Source organism: Methylobacterium gossipiicola (genome assembly GCF_900113485.1).
Taxonomy (GTDB): domain Bacteria; phylum Pseudomonadota; class Alphaproteobacteria; order Rhizobiales; family Beijerinckiaceae; genus Methylobacterium; species Methylobacterium gossipiicola.
The window spans coordinates 118,450-135,015 of sequence record NZ_FOPM01000003.1 but is presented as its reverse complement, the minus strand read 5'-3'; the positions used below and the strand labels follow the sequence as shown (position 1 = coordinate 135,015).

Here is a 16,566-nt window from a genome sequence, read left to right as displayed (position 1 = left end):
GCGGGCGGGCCGACATGGGTCCGAGCCCGCGCTACTCGAGCGGGTGGGCGGACCCACCCCGGAATCCGCGCGTGATCCGCGTCCTGCATACGGGCGATTGGCATATCGGGCAGACCCTGCGCGGCTATGCCCGCCAGCGCGAGCACGCCCTCGCCTTCGCGCATCTCGAACAGATCGTGGTCGAGCGCGAGGTCGACGCCCTCGTGGTGGCCGGGGACGTGTTCGACAGCCAGAACCCGTCGGGCGAATCCCAGCGCCTGTTCTACGAGGTGCTGATGCGCCTGCGGCGGGCGCGGCCCGCCATGACCATCGTCATCACGGCGGGCAACCACGACGCCGCCGGGCGGCTCGAAGCGCCGCGCCCCCTCCTCGACGCCATCGGCGTCCACGTGGTCGGCAACGTCCGGCGCCGCGACGGCGCCGTCGATCTCGGCCACCACCTCGTGCCCCTGCGGCGCGGCGGCGAGATCGCCGCGCAGGTGCTGGCGGTGTCCTACCCCACGGCGGCCTGCCTTCCGCCCCTGCAACGGGTGACGGAGGGGGGCGGCTCGCCCATCGTCGGCGCCGTGCGGACCCTCTACGAGCACCTGTTCGCGGCGGCGGAGCCGCGCCTGTCCGGCCTGCCCCTCATGGTCACCGGCCATCTGCACGTCGCCGGCGGCCTCGAGTCGGAAGGCGCCGAGCGGCGTATTCTGGTGGGCGGCGACCATGCGGTTCCGGCCGACGTGTTCCCGGAGGCGGCGCACTACGTCGCCCTCGGGCACCTGCACAAGGCGCAGCGGGTCGGGCGCGACACCGTCCGGTATTCCGGCTCCCTGATCCCCCTCTCGGCGGCCGAGCAGCCCTACGCCCACGCCGTCACCCTCGTGACCCTCGACGGCGGGCCGGCGCGGATCGAACTCATCCCGATCCCCCGCCCCCTGCCCTTCCTGCGCCTGCCGGCCTCCGGCGACATGCGGCTCGGCGAACTCGGCGACCATCTCACCCGTCTCGTGCGGGATCTCGGACTGTCCGCCGATCCCCCCCTGGACGAGCGCCCGTTCGTCCAGATCCGCCTCGCCCGGGAGGGCCTCGGCGCCGGCTACCGGGCGGAGATCGACCGGATCGCCGACGGCTTTCCCGTGCGGGTGGTGGACGTGCGGGTGGCGCCCCTGCCGGAGGGGCTGGAGACCCAGGCGACGGCGGGGCCGAACCTCGTGCGCCTCGCCGAACGCGACCCGGAAGACCTGTTCCGCATCGCCTTCGCCCGCAGCCGGGGCGAACCGCCGGGGCCGGAGCACCTCGCGGTCTTCCACCGCGCCAGGGCGGAGGCGGAGGGCGGGGCCGCCGGCTGAGCCCCGCGACTCGTGTGCCGGAGGGGTCTTTCGCGCCACAGGAATCGGTCCGACGGCAAGATTTCCCCGAAATGATTTCGCGGCCGCCGCAGGGGTGGTAGCGGGACCCGGCGGTTCCCGCGTAGGAAGGCCCTTCGGGCGCCGCCGAACTTGCGCCAGGGAGAAACGATGCCAACTTGTCCGCGCGTGCCGGGCGCTTCGCGCGAGACCGCGCCACGGGTGAAGCCCGTCGCGGGGGCCGGCCTCAGCCTGCGCGTGGGCACGCGATGAGTTCTCACGACGACGACGCGGCCGCACATCAGCGCGAGGCCGAAGCCAGGCGCGCGGCCCTCGCCCTCTACGACATCCTCGACACCCCCGCCGAAGCGGTCTTCGACGATCTCGTCCGGGCGGCATCCCTGGTCCTGAACGCACCGGTGTCGATCGTCGTCCTCGTCGAGGAGCAGCGGCAGTATTTCAAGGCGGCCGTCGGCTTCGAGGGTCCCGAGCCGCCCCTCGCCCACTCCTTCTGCGCCCACGCCGTGCGCCAGCACGATCTTCTGGTCATCCCCGACGCGACCCGCGATCCGCGCACGGTGAACAGCCCCCTGGTGACGGGGCCGCCATTCCTGCGGTTCTATGCCGGCATGCCGCTGGTGACCCCCGAAGGCGTCGCCATCGGTACCCTGTGCGTCCTCGACACCGCGCCGCGCGCTCTCACCGACGATCAGACCTTCATCCTCACCACCCTGGCGCGGCAGGTGATGGCCCAGCTCGACCTGCGCCGCGCCCTGAAGGAGCGACGGACCCGGGAGCGCCGCAACGCCGCCATCCTGGAGAGTGCCGTCGATTACGGCATTTTCGCCACGGACCTCGCCGGCTGCGTCACGAGCTGGAACACCGGGGCGCGGCACCTCTTCGGCTGGAGCGAGGCCGAGATGCTGGGGCGGTCCGCCGACCGCGTGTTCGTCCCCGAGGACCGCATCCTCGGCACGCCGGCCCGCGAGATGGAGACCGCCCGCACCCTGGGGCGCGCCAACGACGAGCGGTGGCACCTGCGTCAGAACGGGTCGCGCTTCTGGGCGTCGGGCGAGATGATGCCCCTCAGGGGCGAGGACGGCGCGCACGAGGGCTACCTCAAGATCCTGTGTGACCGCACGGCCCAGCGCCGGGCCGACGAGGCGATGCGCCAGCAGACCGCCCTGCTCCAGACCGTGACCGACCATCTCGGCGAAGCGGTGTTCCGCCTGTCGCTGGACGGGGCCATCACCTTCGCCAACCCGGCCGCCGAGGCGATGCTCGGCTGGGCGGAAGGCGACCTGATCGGGCGCAACCTCCACGCCATCGCGCATCATCGCCACCCGGACGGGCGCCCCTTTCCGGAGGCGGAATGCGACCTGATCCAGGCCCTGCGCGCCGGAACCGCCCTCCGTCACCGGGAGACGGTGTTCTTTCGCCGCGACGGGACCCCCATCGACGTGGTGAGTTCCAACGCCCCGATCATCGAGGACGGCGTGGCGTGTGGCGCCGTCCTCACGGTCATCGACGTCACCGAGCGCAAGGCCGCCGGGGCACGCCTGCGCCGGAGCGAGGAGCGCCTCGCCCTCGCCCTCAACGCCGCCGGCATGATCGGCACCTGGGATTGGGAGCTCGCCACCGACACCGTCTATGCCGATGCCAACTTCGCCCGCACCTACGACGTCGATCCGGACCGGGCCGCCACGGGCACGCCGATCCGCGACTACCTGCGGAACTTCCACTCCGACGACCTGCCGGTGTTCCAGGCGGAACTGGACCGGGTTCTCTCCGGCAGCGGCGCCGACGGGGACGATTTCGCCTGCGAATACCGGGTCCTTCAGGCGGATGGCGGACATCGCTGGCTGCTGGCGCGCGGGCGCCTCGTGCGCTCTCCCGACGGCACGCCGTTGCGCCTACCCGGCGCCTCCATCGACATCACCGAGCGCAAGCGGGCCGAGGAGCGCCAGGCCGCCCTCGTCGAACTCGGCGACCGCCTGCGCGACCTGCAGGACGCCACCGCCATCGCCTTCACCGCCGCCGAGATCACCGGGCGGACCCTCGGCCTCACCCGGGTCGCCTACGGGGCCGTCGATGCCTCGGCGGAACACCTCGACATCACCCGCGACTGGAGCCGCCCGGATGTCGTCGGGCGGGAGGGCCGCTACCGTTTCGCCGATTACGGCACCTATCTTCCCGAGTTGCAGGAGGGCCGCCACGTCGTCATCGGCGACGTGACCACCGATCCGCGCACGCGGACTCACGCAGAGGTATTCCGGGCCCTCGGGGTCCGGAGCATGATCAACATCCCGCTGATGGAGCGCGGCCGCATGGTGGCGGTGTTCTGCATGCAGGACGACCGTGTCCGCGCCTGGACGCCGGACATCATCGATTTCGCCCGCAACGTGGTCGATCGCACCCGTGTCGCCCTGGCGCGCCTGCGCGCCGAGGAGGAGCAGGAACTGCTCAACCGCGAACTCAGCCACCGCATGAAGAACCTGCTGGCGATGGTGCAGTCCATCTCGACGCAGACCATGCGCACGGCGACCGACGTCGAGACCGCCAAGGAGGTTCTGGCCGGGCGCCTCATCGCCCTCGGCCAGGCCCACGACCTCCTCATGGGCGGGGCGCTGGGCTCCACCCTCATAGGCCCCGTGGTGCGCGGCGCCCTCCGGCTGCACGAGGACCGGCCGGGACGCTTCCGCCTCGACGGTCCCGATCTCGAGATCGGCGCCAAGCCCGCCCTGTCGTTGGCCCTGATGCTGCACGAACTCGCCACCAACGCGGCGAAATACGGCGCCCTGTCGTGCGAAACCGGCCATGTCGCCATCCGCTGGGCGGTGGAGGAGCGGGAGGACGAGGCTCACCTCACCTTCTCCTGGACGGAGGTCGGCGGACCGGCGGTCACCGCCCCGACCCGCAAGGGCTTCGGCTCGCGCTTCATCGAGCGGGGCCTCGCCGGTCAGGTCGGCGGCACCATCGCCCTCGCCTACCCGTCCACGGGCGTGACCTGCGGCATCGTCGCGCCCCTCACGGCGTTCCAGGCGGACGGCTGATCCGCCGCGCGATCGAAGCGGAGTTCCCAATCCCCGCTCGAGCGAAGCCGGACTCCGCCATTCCGAGGCGACCGAACGGAGATCGTCTGGGCGGCGGGGCGAGCCCCAGCCCCGGTTATCCTCACTCCACCGGGCGGGACGGGCGGGACAGGCCGCGCGCGGCACCTTAAGAAGAGTCTCCCTTCCCGTTTGCGGTGACAGCGTTTGCGTATCCTGGCGATCCGGGGCGAGAACCTCGCCAGCCTCGCGGCTCCCTTCGACGTCGATCTCGCGGCCGGCCCCATCGCCGCCACGGGTATCTTCGCCATCACGGGCGAGACCGGGGCGGGCAAATCGACCATCCTCGACGCCCTGTGCCTCGCCCTCTACGGGCGCTATCCGCGCGTCAGCAGCGGGCGACGGGAAGAGGTGCCCGATCCGAGCGGGGAGACCGTCAGTTCGAGCGACGGCCGCGCCATCCTGCGGCGCGGCGCGGCGCAGGGCTGGGCGGAAGTGGATTTCGTCGGGCAGGACGGGGTCGCCTACCGGGTCCGCTGGGAAACGGTCCGCGCCCGCGGAAAGGCGGATGGGCGCCTCCAGGCCGACCGACGCACCCTGCATCGCCTCGACGACGGCAGTGCCGTGGAGGGCGGCAAGAAGACCGCCGTGACGGCGGCGGTGGAAGCCCTGACCGATCTCACCTTCGAGCAGTTCCGGCGCACGGTGCTCCTCGCCCAGGGCGAGTTCGACACCTTCCTCCTCGCCCCCGAGACCGAGCGCGGCGAGCTTCTCGAAAAAATCACCGGTACGGGCATCTACACGGAGATCTCGAAGCGGGTTCACGCCGGCACCGAGGCCGAACGGGCCGCCCTCAAGGTTCTGGAGACCCGCCGCGACGCCATCGGCCTCCTCGACGCCGAGGCCCGCGCGGGGCTCGTCGCCGAGGGCGCAGCCGTCGCGTCGCTCGTGAGCGAACTCTCCGAGCGCCAAGCCGCCCTCAAGGCCGCCCTCGACGGCGCCGCCCGTCTCGCCGAGGCCCGCCTCCAGGTCGCCGCCGCAGAAGCCCGCCTCGCCGAGGTCCGGACCGCCGAGGCAGCCGCCGCCGCCGACCGCCTGCGTCTCGGCGAACTCGACGCCGTCGAGCCCCTGCGCGGCGCCTGCGAAGCCGTCGCCACCACCCGATCCGAAGTCGAAGCCGCAAGCATCGCCTTGACGGCGGCACAGGCTGGCCTCGCCGAGGCCGAGACCGGGGCGGCGGTGACGGCCGAGGTTCACAGCCGGGCGAAAGCAGCCGACGAAGCTGCGGAGGCGGGGTTCAAGGCCTTCGGCCCGGTCTGGAGCGAGGCGGCCAAGCTCGACGCCGACATCCTCCAGGCCGCCCGCGAGGCCGAACGGGCCGAGGGCGAAGCGGCGGCGGCCTCCCGAACCGCCGAGGGGGCCGCCGCGAGCCTGTCGGACTTGGCACGCCGCCACGGGGCGGCGGAGGCCGCCCGCGCCGAGGTCGCCGCCCGGCATGAGGCCGATACGGGAGGCGCCTATCTGGCGGCCCGGGCCGACGAGGTCGCCGGCCTGTTCTCAAAGCGCGCCACCCTGCGGACCCAATTGGCCGCGACCGTTCTGGAGCGGGACCGGGCCCAGGCCGAGGCGGAGCGGGGCACCCGTGTCATCGCCGAGGCGGAGGCGCAGATCCGCGAGGCCCGCGAGGCCCGCGACCAGACCCTGGCCCGGCGCGGGGAGCGCCTGGCCGCCCTCGCGGCGTTGGGCGAGGCGGCGGCCCGTGCTCGCGCCGTCGCCCTCGACGGCCTCTCGGAGAGCGTGCGCGAGGCCCTGCCCCTCGCCCGCCGCCACGCCGAAGCCCTGCGAAACGGAATCGCGGCCGAAGCCGCGCAAGAGGCCGCCGCCGAGGCCGGGCGCGTCGCGGAAGCGGAGGCCGAGGCCGCCCGCACCCGCGAGGCCGAAGCCATGGGGGCACGCCGCGAGGTCGCGGCCCTCGCCGAGCGCGCCGAGGCCAGCGTGTCCGAGCGGGCGGCCCACCTGCGTAGCCTCCTCGTTCCGGGCGAGGCATGCCCCGTCTGCGGCGGCACCGAACATCCCCACGCCCATTCCGACGATTCCCTGACCCGGCACGCCGAGGCGATGCGCACCCGCCGCGCAGAACTCGACGTGGCCGTCGCGGAGGCCAGTGACGCCCGCACCCGCGCGGCCGGAGCGGGTGCGGCGGCGGCGGCCCGCCAGGCCGAGGCCGTACGGGCGAGGGACGCAGCCCAGAGCAGCCGTGACGAAGCCGAGCGGGCCTATGCCGCCCTGCGGGAGGCCCTGGCGGCTGCGGGCACCGAGGCGGGAATCGCCCAGCCGGTTCCGACCGCCCTCGGGCCGGACGCCGCCGAGGCGCTCACGGCGGTGGCGACGGCAGCCCGTGAAACCCGCGCCCTGCTGGCGAAAACCCTGGACACCGCCGAGACCCTGCGGAGCGACATCGAAGCCCTCGGCCGGGCCGCCGAGGCGGCGGGCGCGCGGATGGAGGCGGGGCAAGCCTCCGTTACCGAAGCGCACACCCTGCTTCAGGCCGCCGCCCTCGCGGCGGAAGGCGCGCGGACGCGGACCGACGCCCTCGCGGAACAGATCGAAGCCGTCGGGCGCGCGGTGGCCCCCGCCCTGAACGCCGCCGGCCTCACCTTGGCCGACCTCGACCGCGACGGCCCTCTGGCCACGCGCGCGGTCGCCGCCGCGGCGCAAGCGCACCGGGCTCTGGGCGAGCGCCGCCGTGCCCTGGAGGGCGAGGTTCACACCCTCGCCGAAGCCAAGGCCGGCGCCACGGTCGCCCTCACGGGCGCGACAACCCTTCGCGACTCCACGCGGGCTACCCTGGAGGCCCGTTCGGCCACCCTTGCGGCCTTACGGGCTCAACGCGCGCCCCTCCTCGACGGCGAGGAAACCGGCGCACACCGCACCCGAATCAACGAGTCCCGCCTCGCGGCACAACAGGCCCTGAAGGCCGCCACGGAGGCGCAGGGCGTCGCCGTCGCCACCCTCGCGGGCGCCCGCAGCACCCTCACGCATGCCGCCGCCCACCGGGACGCCGCCCTCGCCCGCCACGCGGCGGCCCGCGACGCCTTCGCGGCCGCCTGCGGCGAGCGCGGTCCCGAAGCGGTGACCGCCCTCCTGGCGCAGGACCCGGCGATCCGCGCCGGCCTTCGGCAAGCGGCCGACGGACGCGACCGGGATCTCCGGGATGCCGCCACCGCGCTCGCCACCCGCATGGCCGACCGCGACGCGCAGGAGGCCGGTCCGGAGATCGACGTCATGGCGGTCCGGGCGGAAGCGGAAGCGGGTGCCGAGGCCATCGCCAACCATCAGCAGCGCCTCGGCGCCATCGCGGCGGACCTCGCCCGCGACGACGCCGCCCGCGCCCAGGCCGCCGGCCTCGGCGCCGAGATCGCGGCCGCGCGCACCGAATTCGAGACCTGGGAGGCCGTGAACGAGGCCATCGGCTCGTCGAGCGGCGACAAGTTCCGGCGCTTCGCCCAAGGCGTGACCCTGGAACACCTCGTCCACCTCGCTAATGCGCAGCTCGCGACCTTGAGCCCGCGCTATCGCCTTGCCCGCGGCGCCGGGGCCGATCTCGCTCTCCACGTCCTCGACCGCGACATGGGCGACCAGCTCCGCGCCACCCGCAGCCTGTCCGGCGGCGAGCGTTTCCTCGTCTCCCTGGCCCTGGCGCTGGCCCTCTCGGGCCTGGAGGGGCGCGATTCCTTCGTCGACACCCTGTTCATCGACGAGGGCTTCGGCTCCCTCGATGCCGAGACCCTCGATCTCGCCGTCGATGCCCTGGAGACCTTGCAGGGCCGGGGCCGCAAGGTCGGGGTCATCACCCACGTGGCGGCGATGATCGACCGCATCGCCGTGCAGGTCCGGGTGGAAAAGCGGGGCAACGGCCGCAGCGTGGTGCGCGTCGTGGATGGCGGAATGCCCACCATCTAGGCAGGCCAAGCATTGGGCGGCAATTGCACCGTTCGGTGGCAGCCTTCCGGTCCCGGCCGGGTCGGACGATCCGTATCGGGAGCTTCCACCGCCCAGAGAACATCTTGGCACGGCCGATGCTAGCTGACCCGTGTCGCCTTCGTGGCGGCAGGCGGGGCAACGGCGCCCCGCAGGCGGACGGCGCGAGTCCGAATCCCTTGGCATGAGCGACCGCGCGACGCGTGGCCCGCGAACCTCGAGACGAGCACTCCATGGCCAGTTTCAAGACCGTGATGAAATCCGGTCACCCCCCGACCCTGTTCGCCGCGTTCCTGTACTTCGATTTCTGCTTCGCGATCTGGGTTCTGAACGGCGCCATGGGGCCGTTCATCACCGAGACCTACAAGCTCACCCCGGCCCAGACCGGATTCATGATCTCGCTGCCGATCCTGGCCGGCGCGATCATGCGCTTTCCCCTCGGCATCCTCGCCCAGTACATTGGCCGCAAGAACGCCGCCATCACCGAGATGACCGTCATCATGGCGGCGATGGCGTTCGGCTTCTTCTACGTGAACACCTACGACGAGGTGCTCGCCATGGGCGTGCTGCTCGGCATCGCGGGGGCGTCCTTCGGCGTCGCCCTGTCGCTTGGATCGGGCTGGTTCCCGAAGGAGCACAAGGGCCTCGCCATGGGCATCGCGGGCGCCGGCAACTCTGGAACCGTGCTCGCCGTGCTGTTCGCGCCGCCCCTGGCCCAAGCCTATGGCTGGCAGGCGGTCTACGGCTTTGCCGGCTGCGTCATGGCGATCCCGCTCCTGGTGATGATCCTGTTCGCCAAGGAGCCGCCGGATGCCGAGCATCAGTCGTTCAAGGAGCATATCGCCTGCCTGTTCCAGAAGGACGGCTGGTCGTTCAACCTCATCTACATCATCACCTTCGGCGGCTTCATCGGCCTGTCGAACTTCCTGCCGACGTTCTTCTACGAGCAGTTCGGGGTCACGAAGGTCGAGGCCGGGCGCCTGACCATGCTGGCCGCCCTGATGGGGTCGGGCATCCGCGTGGTGGGCGGCTACTTCGCCGACCGCATGGGCGGCATCCTCGTCCTATCCGTGGTGCTGCTCGCCGCCGTCGCGTCGTTCCTGCTGCTCACGGCGACCCCGTCCCTCGTCCTCACCACGGCCCTGTTCATGCTGTGCTTCGCGGCGCTGGGCGCCGGCAACGGTGCCCTGTTCCAGCTCGTGCCCCTGCGCTGGCCGGCCAACACCGCGGTGGCGGGCTCGATGATCGGCGAGGTCGGGGCCCTCGGCGGCGCGATCCTGCCCAACGTCATGGGCCTGTCGAAGCAGTATACCGGCTCCTTCGCCTACGGCTTCGTCGGCTACGCCGCCTTCGCGGCGGTGGTGCTGGGATGCCTGCTCCTGTGGCAGCGCAAGTGGGTCGGCACCTGGGTCGGCCCGCGCGGCAAGGTGCTGGAGCCGGGGGCGGCCGAGCCCGCCCGGTCCGAGAAGGCCAAGGCCCTCGACCCCGTCGCCATCTGATTCGGCAACAGAGCCACGAATACGGCACGGGGACCTTCGGGTCCCCGTTCTCGTTCAGCGATAGGGGACCTACAGGTCCCCGTTCTCGTTCAGGGTGAGACGGCTTCCCCCGCCACGAGGGCGAAGGTGAGCACATCGACATGGGCCGCGCCGGCACGCAGGAGCGCGCGGGCGGCGGCGTTGGCCGTGGCCCCCGTGGTGGCGACATCGTCGATGAGGAGCACCCGCCGGCCCTGCAGCGCCGCGCGCGCCGCCTCCGGCACGCGGAAGGCCCCTTGCAGATTGCGCGCCCGCGCCGACCGGGTGAGGCCGACCTGCGAACGCGTCGCCTTTACGCGGACGAGGGCCTGCGGTGCGGTGGGAAGCCCCGTCAGGACGGCGATGCCCTGCGCGAGGAGGGCCGCCTGATTGAATCGCCTCCGCCACAGGCGCCAGCGGTGCAGGGGCACCGGCACGAGGCAATCGGCCTCGGCGAGGAGTTCGGCCCCCGCGCCGGTCATCATCCGGGCGAGCGTCGGGGCCAGGTCGAGGCGGTCGTTGTACTTGAGGCGGTGCACGAGGTCGCGGGCGATGCCATCGTACAGCACTGCCGCCCGCGCCCGGCCGAACACGGGCGGATCGGCGATGGCGCGGGGCGACAGCAGGGGACCGACGCCGTGATCGACGGCGAACGGCGTGCCGAAGCGCTGGCAATACGGTCGCGCGATGAACCGCAGGTCCGACCAGCAGGCCGGGCACAGGGCATGGACCTGCGCCGTTGCCGCCCCGCAGCCGGGACAGGTGGGCGGATAGACGAGGCCGAGGACCGTGTCCCACGCGACGCGCAGGCCGGTCGCGAGGGAGCGAAGCACGGCAACCATGCCGTGCATCCTAGTTCAGACTCCCCCCTGGTGCGACCGCCCGACGCGCGGCCGCGCGTTGGAATCAGCGGGCCGGCTGCTGAACCTGCTGCTGCTGACGGTCGCGCTTGTTCGCCTGATGGCGCCCGACGACGCACCCTGCGGCCGCGCCCAGCACGCCATGACCGGCGACATGCCCCGCGAGTCCCCCGACGGCAGCGCCCTTGAGGCATCCCTTGGCCTCGGCGCCCGTGGTCGCGGCCAGGGCGGAGACGGCGAGAACGGTGCCGAACAGAATGGATTTCATGGCAGAAACGCCTTTCTCTGGAGTCGTGAACACCAGAACCCTGGAGACACCCGTGGCGTTCCCTCGCGGGACCGGCCGGGAGCCCGGCCCTGGTCACCATGCGGTGAGCACGCCATGTTCCCGTCGTCCCCTGATGTCCCGGCTCCGATGACCCCACCGCCGCCCCTGTTCGACACCGCCCTTGCCCGCGCGCGCCTCGCCCGCGCGCGGCGGGCCGACTACGCCGATTTCCTCCTGGCCCGCTGCGCCGACGACCTCGACGACCGCCTCGGCGCGGTTCTGCGCCGGTTCGGCCGAGCCGTCGATTTCGGAACGCCGATCTCCGACGTGGCCCTGCGCTTGGCCGCCAGCGGACGGTGCGATTCCGTGCTGCGCCTCGCCCCCGTTCCGGACGCGAGGCCGGGGCTTCCCCTGGCGGTGGGCGATCCCGAGGCGCTCCCCCTGGCGCCCGCGTCCATCGACCTCGCCGTGTCGCTCCTCGCGCTTCAGCACGTCAACGATCTGCCGGGCGCCCTGGCGCAGTTGCGCCGCGCCTTGAGGCCGGACGGGTTGTTCATCGCCTGCCTGCTCGGCGGGCGCAGCCTCACGGAGCTGCGCCAGGCGTTCGGACAAGCCGAGAGCGAGGTCGAGGGTGGCATCAGCCCCCGCGTCGCACCGTTCGCCGAGGTGCGCGAGATGGGGAGCCTGCTGCAGCGGGCGGGCTTCGCCCTGCCGGTCACCGACGTCGAGACCTTGACCGTGCGCTACGCCGACCCCTTCGCCCTCCTGCGCGACCTGCGGGCCATGGGGCTGACCAATGTGCTGACCGAGCGCCGACGCACGCCCCTGCGGCGGGCGACCCTGATGCGGGCGGCGGCGATCTATGCCGAGCGCTTCTCGGACCCGGACGGGCGCATGCGCGCCACCTTCGAGATCCTGTGGCTGTCGGGCTGGGCGCCGCATGCGAGCCAGCAGGTGCCGCTGAAGCCCGGCAGCGCCCGCACCCGACTCGCCGAGGCGCTCGGCACCCAGGAGCGTGATCCGTTGCGGACCCCATCATGAGACAGCCCGGCCCCGACCATCCCATCGCCATCACGCCCCATGCGGGCCGTATCCGGGTGCGGGCCGGCGGCGTCACCGTGGCCGAGACCGACGCCGCCCTGGTCCTGACCGAGGCCACGTATCCGCCGGTCTTCTACATTCCCCGCGCCGATGCGCGGTGGGAGTACTTCGTGGCCAGTTCCCGCCGGAGCCATTGCCCGTACAAGGGCGAGGCGCACTATTTCAGCCTGTCGATCGACGGCACCGAGCGGCCCGACGCCGTGTGGAGCTACGAGGCCCCCTATCCGGCGGTCGCGGCGATCCGCGATCACCTCGCCTTCTATCCCGACCGGGTCGATGCCATCGAAGCGGTGCCGGATCACCCGTCGACCTGAGACCAGAACGCCGCCTTGCGCCCGTGGGCCTTGCGCAGGGCCGCGCGATAGCTGGCGTGGTCGGGCGTGAGGGCATCGGGGTCGAGGCGTGGCGCCAGGGCGTCGAGGGTCGCGAGGTGGCGCGCGCCGTGGCCGTAGGCGGCCGAGCGCCCGCGTTCCAGGATATCGTCGACGAGGAGGCGGTAGAGCCGGGTCGCGGCCAGGGGTTCGCTCGCCTCCAGGGCCTCGGCCGCCGGCACCAGGATTTCGTAGCGGCCGCCATCCCAAGCCTGCGCGGCGACGAGGCGCGCGGCCCGGTCGGGCTTCGGCCAATGGGTGAAGAAATGCAGGGCCCGGTAGGGGTCGGGATGGGCGGCGGCGTGCGCGAAGGCCCGCTCCAGGGCTTCGTCGTCCTCGAAATCCGGCAGCTTGGCGAGGAAGGCCCGCAGCATCCCGGCATCGAGACTGCGCTCGAACTGCGTCCAGCGTTGAGCTTGCGCCTCCGCCCCCCGCGAGAGGGCGTCGAGGATACGGATTTCGAGCTCGACCCGCGCCCGGTCGGGGGCTTCCGGGTCGAACTGCCCGGTGAGCATCTGCTCGCGCGTGACCACGACGAGGCCGCGCTTTTGCGGCCGGCGCACCCAGTCGAGGGCCTCGTCGAGGCGCCCGGCCGCGAGGAGCCGTTCGGCGATCTCCGTCCGGTCCGGGCGCTCGGGCGCCGCCTCCTGCTCCAGACGGATGAAGGCATCGACGTCGCCGCGCCGGTCGGCCAGCCCCTGACGCAGGCGCAGGATCTGGTTCCGGGCCGTCAGCTGATTCCAGGCGCGCGTGCCCTCGGACTTGGCCGGACGCGGCGGCAGGGCGGCGGCGAGGCCCGCGTCGAGGCGCCCGAGGGCGGCCTCCGGCAGGGTGGGGATGAGGGCATGGAGCACGTCCTCGACGAGGCCGTACCCGTCCGCCTTCAGCATCGGCACGAGGCGCAAGGCGAAGGCGGCGGCCTCCGGCGCCGCGAGGCCGCTCCCGAGGCGCGCGGCGGCATCGCCCGCGCGGGCGAAGAGGCCGTGGACCTGCCCGCTCGAATCGTCCACCCGCTCCAGCACGCCATCGGCGGCGGCGAGGAAGCGCATCAGGCGGTCGAGCCCCGCCTGCGCGTCGAGGGGGCCGAGTTCGACCACGATGGTGGTGAGGGTTGCGTCGAGGTCGGCCGCGAAGGCGCGGCGCTTCTGCCAGTCGATATAGCCGCTCGCCCGTTCCAGGGCCGTGAGCCGCCGGTCGATGAGGGCCGCCACCGCCTCCGGCCCCTGCAGGCCCGCCACCGCCGCCGTGACGAGCTTCTTGAAGGCCGGATTGCGCCCGGTCTCGTCGAGGACGAGGCGGATCAGCCGCTCAAGGCCGAGTTCGGTCAGGGTCTCGGGGCTCGGCGTCGTCTTTCGCGATGGGCGTTTGGGCTTGGTTACGGGCTTGTTGGGGGACGCCTTGGTCTTGGCGGCCGCTTTAGCCTTGGGGGCCGATGCGGAGGGGGCATCCGGTTCGGCCTCGCCCCGCATCCCCGTCGCCCTCCGCGCCATGCCGCAGCCTCCTCCCGTTCACACCCGCAAGGTGTCGTCGGACAACCACGCCATCAAGCCCCTGGAGACCCTATGGCCCCAGGAGATCGATGAGGAACGGGATCAGGGGTGCGTCGGCCGGCGGCATCGGCTGGTCCTTCAGGTCGCGCGGGCGCACCCATTTCAGGGGCTGCCCCTCCATGGACCGGGGAATCCCCTCCCAGCGCCGGCAGACGTAGAGGGGCATCAGCAGGTGGAAGTCGGGATAGGCGTGGCTCGCGAAGGTGAGGGGTGCGAGGCACGCCTCCTTCACGGTGATCCCGAGTTCCTCGGCGAGTTCGCGGATCAGGGTCTCCTCCGGGCGCTCGCCCGGATCGACCTTGCCGCCGGGAAACTCCCACAGGCCGGCGAGCTGCTTGCCCGGCGGACGCTGGGCCAGGAGCACCCGCCCGTCCGTATCCACGAGGGCGACGGCGACGACGAGGAGGATGCGCAAGGATTCGCTCATGGCGCGATCGCGAAGGTGGCCGAGACCTCGGCCGCCGTCTCGATGGTGCCGGCGACGAGGGGCACCGGCGTCCGGCCGGCCTTGGCCCGCACGGCCATGGGCGCCGGCGAGACCGGATAGCCCGGCGCCCCGGCCGGCGACCGGATGGAGACCACCCGCCCGAGGGTGATGCCGGCGGCCTCGGCGAGGCGTGCGGCCTGAGCAGTCGCGTCCTTCATGGCGGCGACCCGCACGGCGGATTCCGCCGCGTCGGGATCGCGCAGGCCGAAGCTCACGCCGTCGATCCGGTTGGCCCCGGTCTCGAGGGCGCGCCGCATGAGATCGCCGAGGCGGCCCATGTCGGCGAGGCGCAGACGGACGGTGTTGGCGGCGCGGTAGCCGTCGGCCCGCTCGGTCACAGTTCCGTCGGGCTGGCGCACGCTGCGGGTCACGGGCTGCAGGGTCACCGCCGTGGTGCCGATATCCGCCTCCGGCACCTTGAAGGTCTCGGCGAGGGCGATGAGCCCCTTGGCGGCGGCGCTCGCCGCGTCGAGGGCGGCGGCCGGCGTCGCCCCCTTCGTCTCGATGCCGAGGTCGACGGCCGCGAAATCCGGTGCCGTCTCGGCCCGCGCCCGGCCGACGACGTGGATGCGGCCATCCGCGAGGGCGGCGGCCTCCTCGGCCTGGGCGGGGCCGATCCCCGCCGACGCCAGGACGGCGAGGGCGAGGAGGCCGACGCGGGCGCTCACGAGCGATAATCCCCGTTGATGGCGATGTAGTCGTGCGTCAGATCGCAGGTCCAGACGCGGGCCGTGCCGGTGCCGAGGCCGAGTTCGACCCGGATCACGATATCGGATTCGCGCATGACGGCGCTCGCCGCCGCCTCGCTGTAATCGGGATCGCGGGCGCCCGCGTGGGCCACGCGGACGTCGCCGAACCAGATGCCGAGGCGGTCGCGGTCGGCCGGCTCGCCGGCCTTGCCCACCGCCATGACCACGCGGCCCCAATTGGCGTCCTCGCCGGCCACCGCCGTCTTCACCAGGGGCGAGTTGGCGATGGACATGGCGATGCGGTGAGCAGAGGTGTCATCCGTCGCGCCCTCCACCCGCACGGTGACGAACTTGCGCGCACCCTCGCCGTCCTTGGCCACGAGCTGGGCGAGTTCGACGAGCAGATCGTCGAGCTGGGCCTTGAAGTCGGCCAGACGCGGGTCGGCGGCGTCGGTGACGGCGGCGTTGCCGGCCGCCCCCGTGGCGAACAGCATCAGGGTGTCGGAAGTGGAGGTGTCGCCATCCACCGTGACGCAGTTGAAGCTTTTCGCCGTTCCGGCGCTGAGAAGGTCCTGCAGCACCGCCTGCGGCAGGGCAGCGTCGGTGAAGGCGAAGCTCAGCATCGTCGCCATGTCGGGGGCGATCATCCCGGCGCCCTTCGCGATACCGTTGAGGGTCACGACCGTGCCGTCGATGCGGGCCTGGCGCGTGGCAAGCTTCGGGAAGGTGTCGGTGGTCATGATCGCCTCGGCGGCGGCGCTCCAGGCGGCGGAGCCCCCGTCCACCCGACCGGCGCAATCGGCCAGCACGCCCTCGAACTTCGTGGCGTCGAGGGGCTCGCCGATGACGCCCGTGGAGGCGATGAACACCGCTTGCGGCGCGCAATCCGCCGCCCGGCCCGCGATGGCGGCGGTGAGGGCCACGGCGTCGCGGCCGCGGGCCCCCGTGAAGGCGTTGGCGTTGCCGGAATTGACCACGAGGGCGCGGGCGCCTTCGCTCTTCAGGGCCTCACGACACCAATCCACGGGCGCGGAGGGGCAGCGCGAGCGGGTGAACACGCCGGCCGCCTGCGTGCCCTCGGCGAGGGCAACGTAGAGCACGTCCGTGCGGGCGGAATAGCGGATGCCGGCCTGGGCCGTGGCGAGGCCGACCCCGGCGATGGCCGGCAGATCGGGCCGGTGCGTGGGGGCGAGCGGCGAAACGGGAACGGTCTTGGCGGATGCCATCGGGGTCGGTCTCCGGCTGTCGGCCGCCTTCGCGGGCGCAATCCCGGGCATGGGCTCGGGCATCGAGGGCGGCGGCGGGGCGGTGTTGCCCCGGCCCGCCCCGTGCCGTCAACGGGGAGCATCGGCCCGGAACAC

General features: G+C 72.8%; 12 protein-coding genes. 6 read left to right on the top strand and 6 right to left on the bottom strand.

Annotation, left to right across the window (positions count from 1 at the left end):
- The first annotated feature begins 71 nt into the window (after positions 1 to 71).
- The 4 genes from BM249_RS03710 (at position 72) to BM249_RS03695 (ending at position 9,861) form a co-directional block, all read left to right on the top strand.
- A complete protein-coding gene (locus BM249_RS03710) occupies positions 72 to 1,334 on the top strand; it encodes an exonuclease SbcCD subunit D (RefSeq protein ID WP_091969131.1) in 1,263 nt (420 codons plus the stop codon).
- A 266-nt stretch (positions 1,335 to 1,600) separates the two neighbouring features.
- On the top strand, positions 1,601 to 4,384 hold the full coding sequence (locus BM249_RS03705; protein WP_091969129.1) for a PAS domain S-box protein: 2,784 nt from the start codon (positions 1,601 to 1,603) through the stop codon (positions 4,382 to 4,384).
- Between the two features lie 204 nt (positions 4,385 to 4,588).
- Positions 4,589 to 8,344: an AAA family ATPase gene (locus BM249_RS22110; RefSeq protein WP_091969127.1), complete on the top strand. Its 3,756-nt coding sequence runs from the start codon at positions 4,589 to 4,591 to the stop codon at positions 8,342 to 8,344.
- A 251-nt stretch (positions 8,345 to 8,595) separates the two neighbouring features.
- The gene (locus tag BM249_RS03695) at positions 8,596 to 9,861 is read left to right on the top strand and encodes an MFS transporter (RefSeq protein WP_091969124.1); all 1,266 of its coding nucleotides are present in this window, start codon (positions 8,596 to 8,598) and stop codon (positions 9,859 to 9,861) included.
- 89 nt (positions 9,862 to 9,950) lie between these two features.
- On the opposite strand, the gene BM249_RS03690 is transcribed toward BM249_RS03695, so the two are convergent.
- Together BM249_RS03690 and BM249_RS03685 are read right to left on the bottom strand one after the other, a co-directional pair.
- A complete protein-coding gene (locus BM249_RS03690) occupies positions 9,951 to 10,721 on the bottom strand; it encodes a ComF family protein (protein WP_091969122.1) in 771 nt (256 codons plus the stop codon).
- Positions 10,722 to 10,785: 64 nt separating this feature from the next.
- A complete protein-coding gene (locus BM249_RS03685; protein WP_091969120.1) occupies positions 10,786 to 11,007 on the bottom strand; it encodes a hypothetical protein in 222 nt (73 codons plus the stop codon).
- A 147-nt stretch (positions 11,008 to 11,154) separates the two neighbouring features.
- Between BM249_RS03685 and BM249_RS03680 the strand changes: the two genes are divergently transcribed.
- Together BM249_RS03680 and BM249_RS03675 are read left to right on the top strand one after the other, a co-directional pair.
- On the top strand, positions 11,155 to 12,048 hold the full coding sequence (locus BM249_RS03680) for a methyltransferase domain-containing protein (RefSeq protein WP_091969118.1): 894 nt from the start codon (positions 11,155 to 11,157) through the stop codon (positions 12,046 to 12,048).
- On the top strand, positions 12,045 to 12,422 hold the full coding sequence (locus BM249_RS03675; RefSeq protein WP_091969116.1) for a DUF427 domain-containing protein: 378 nt from the start codon (positions 12,045 to 12,047) through the stop codon (positions 12,420 to 12,422). Before BM249_RS03680 ends, BM249_RS03675 begins: the two co-directional genes overlap by 4 nt.
- On the opposite strand, the gene BM249_RS03670 is transcribed toward BM249_RS03675, so the two are convergent.
- From BM249_RS03670 to argJ, 4 genes are all read right to left on the bottom strand, one after another.
- Positions 12,407 to 13,969 carry a DUF6880 family protein gene (locus BM249_RS03670; RefSeq protein WP_244528573.1) on the bottom strand — a complete coding sequence of 521 codons (1,563 nt, stop codon included), beginning with the start codon at positions 13,967 to 13,969 and terminating at the stop codon, positions 12,407 to 12,409. The genes BM249_RS03675 and BM249_RS03670 overlap by 16 nt on opposite strands.
- 70 nt (positions 13,970 to 14,039) lie before the next feature.
- Positions 14,040 to 14,456: an 8-oxo-dGTP diphosphatase MutT gene (gene mutT, locus BM249_RS03665; protein WP_091969112.1), complete on the bottom strand. Its 417-nt coding sequence runs from the start codon at positions 14,454 to 14,456 to the stop codon at positions 14,040 to 14,042.
- The gene (locus BM249_RS03660) at positions 14,453 to 15,184 is read right to left on the bottom strand and encodes an SIMPL domain-containing protein (RefSeq protein ID WP_425284785.1); all 732 of its coding nucleotides are present in this window, start codon (positions 15,182 to 15,184) and stop codon (positions 14,453 to 14,455) included. Before BM249_RS03660 ends, mutT begins: the two co-directional genes overlap by 4 nt.
- Positions 15,181 to 16,431: a bifunctional glutamate N-acetyltransferase/amino-acid acetyltransferase ArgJ gene (argJ, locus tag BM249_RS03655; protein ID WP_091969110.1), complete on the bottom strand. Its 1,251-nt coding sequence runs from the start codon at positions 16,429 to 16,431 to the stop codon at positions 15,181 to 15,183. The genes BM249_RS03660 and argJ overlap by 4 nt, the downstream gene beginning before the upstream one ends.
- Positions 16,432 to 16,566: the final 135 nt, after the last annotated feature.

Bases quoted from the DNA above. Each gene is read 5' to 3' on its own strand.
- BM249_RS03705 (WP_091969129.1), top strand. From the start codon at position 1,601: ATGAGTTCTCACGACGACGACGCGGCCGCACATCAGCGCGAGGCCGAA.
- BM249_RS03695 (WP_091969124.1), top strand. From the start codon at position 8,596: ATGGCCAGTTTCAAGACCGTGATGAAATCCGGTCACCCCCCGACCCTG.
- BM249_RS03690 (WP_091969122.1), bottom strand. From the start codon at position 10,721: ATGGTTGCCGTGCTTCGCTCCCTCGCGACCGGCCTGCGCGTCGCGTGG.
- BM249_RS03685 (WP_091969120.1), bottom strand. From the start codon at position 11,007: ATGAAATCCATTCTGTTCGGCACCGTTCTCGCCGTCTCCGCCCTGGCC.
- BM249_RS03680 (WP_091969118.1), top strand. From the start codon at position 11,155: ATGACCCCACCGCCGCCCCTGTTCGACACCGCCCTTGCCCGCGCGCGC.
- BM249_RS03675 (WP_091969116.1), top strand. From the start codon at position 12,045: ATGAGACAGCCCGGCCCCGACCATCCCATCGCCATCACGCCCCATGCG.
- BM249_RS03670 (WP_244528573.1), bottom strand. From the start codon at position 13,969: ATGGCGCGGAGGGCGACGGGGATGCGGGGCGAGGCCGAACCGGATGCC.
- mutT (WP_091969112.1), bottom strand. From the start codon at position 14,456: ATGAGCGAATCCTTGCGCATCCTCCTCGTCGTCGCCGTCGCCCTCGTG.
- argJ (WP_091969110.1), bottom strand. From the start codon at position 16,431: ATGGCATCCGCCAAGACCGTTCCCGTTTCGCCGCTCGCCCCCACGCAC.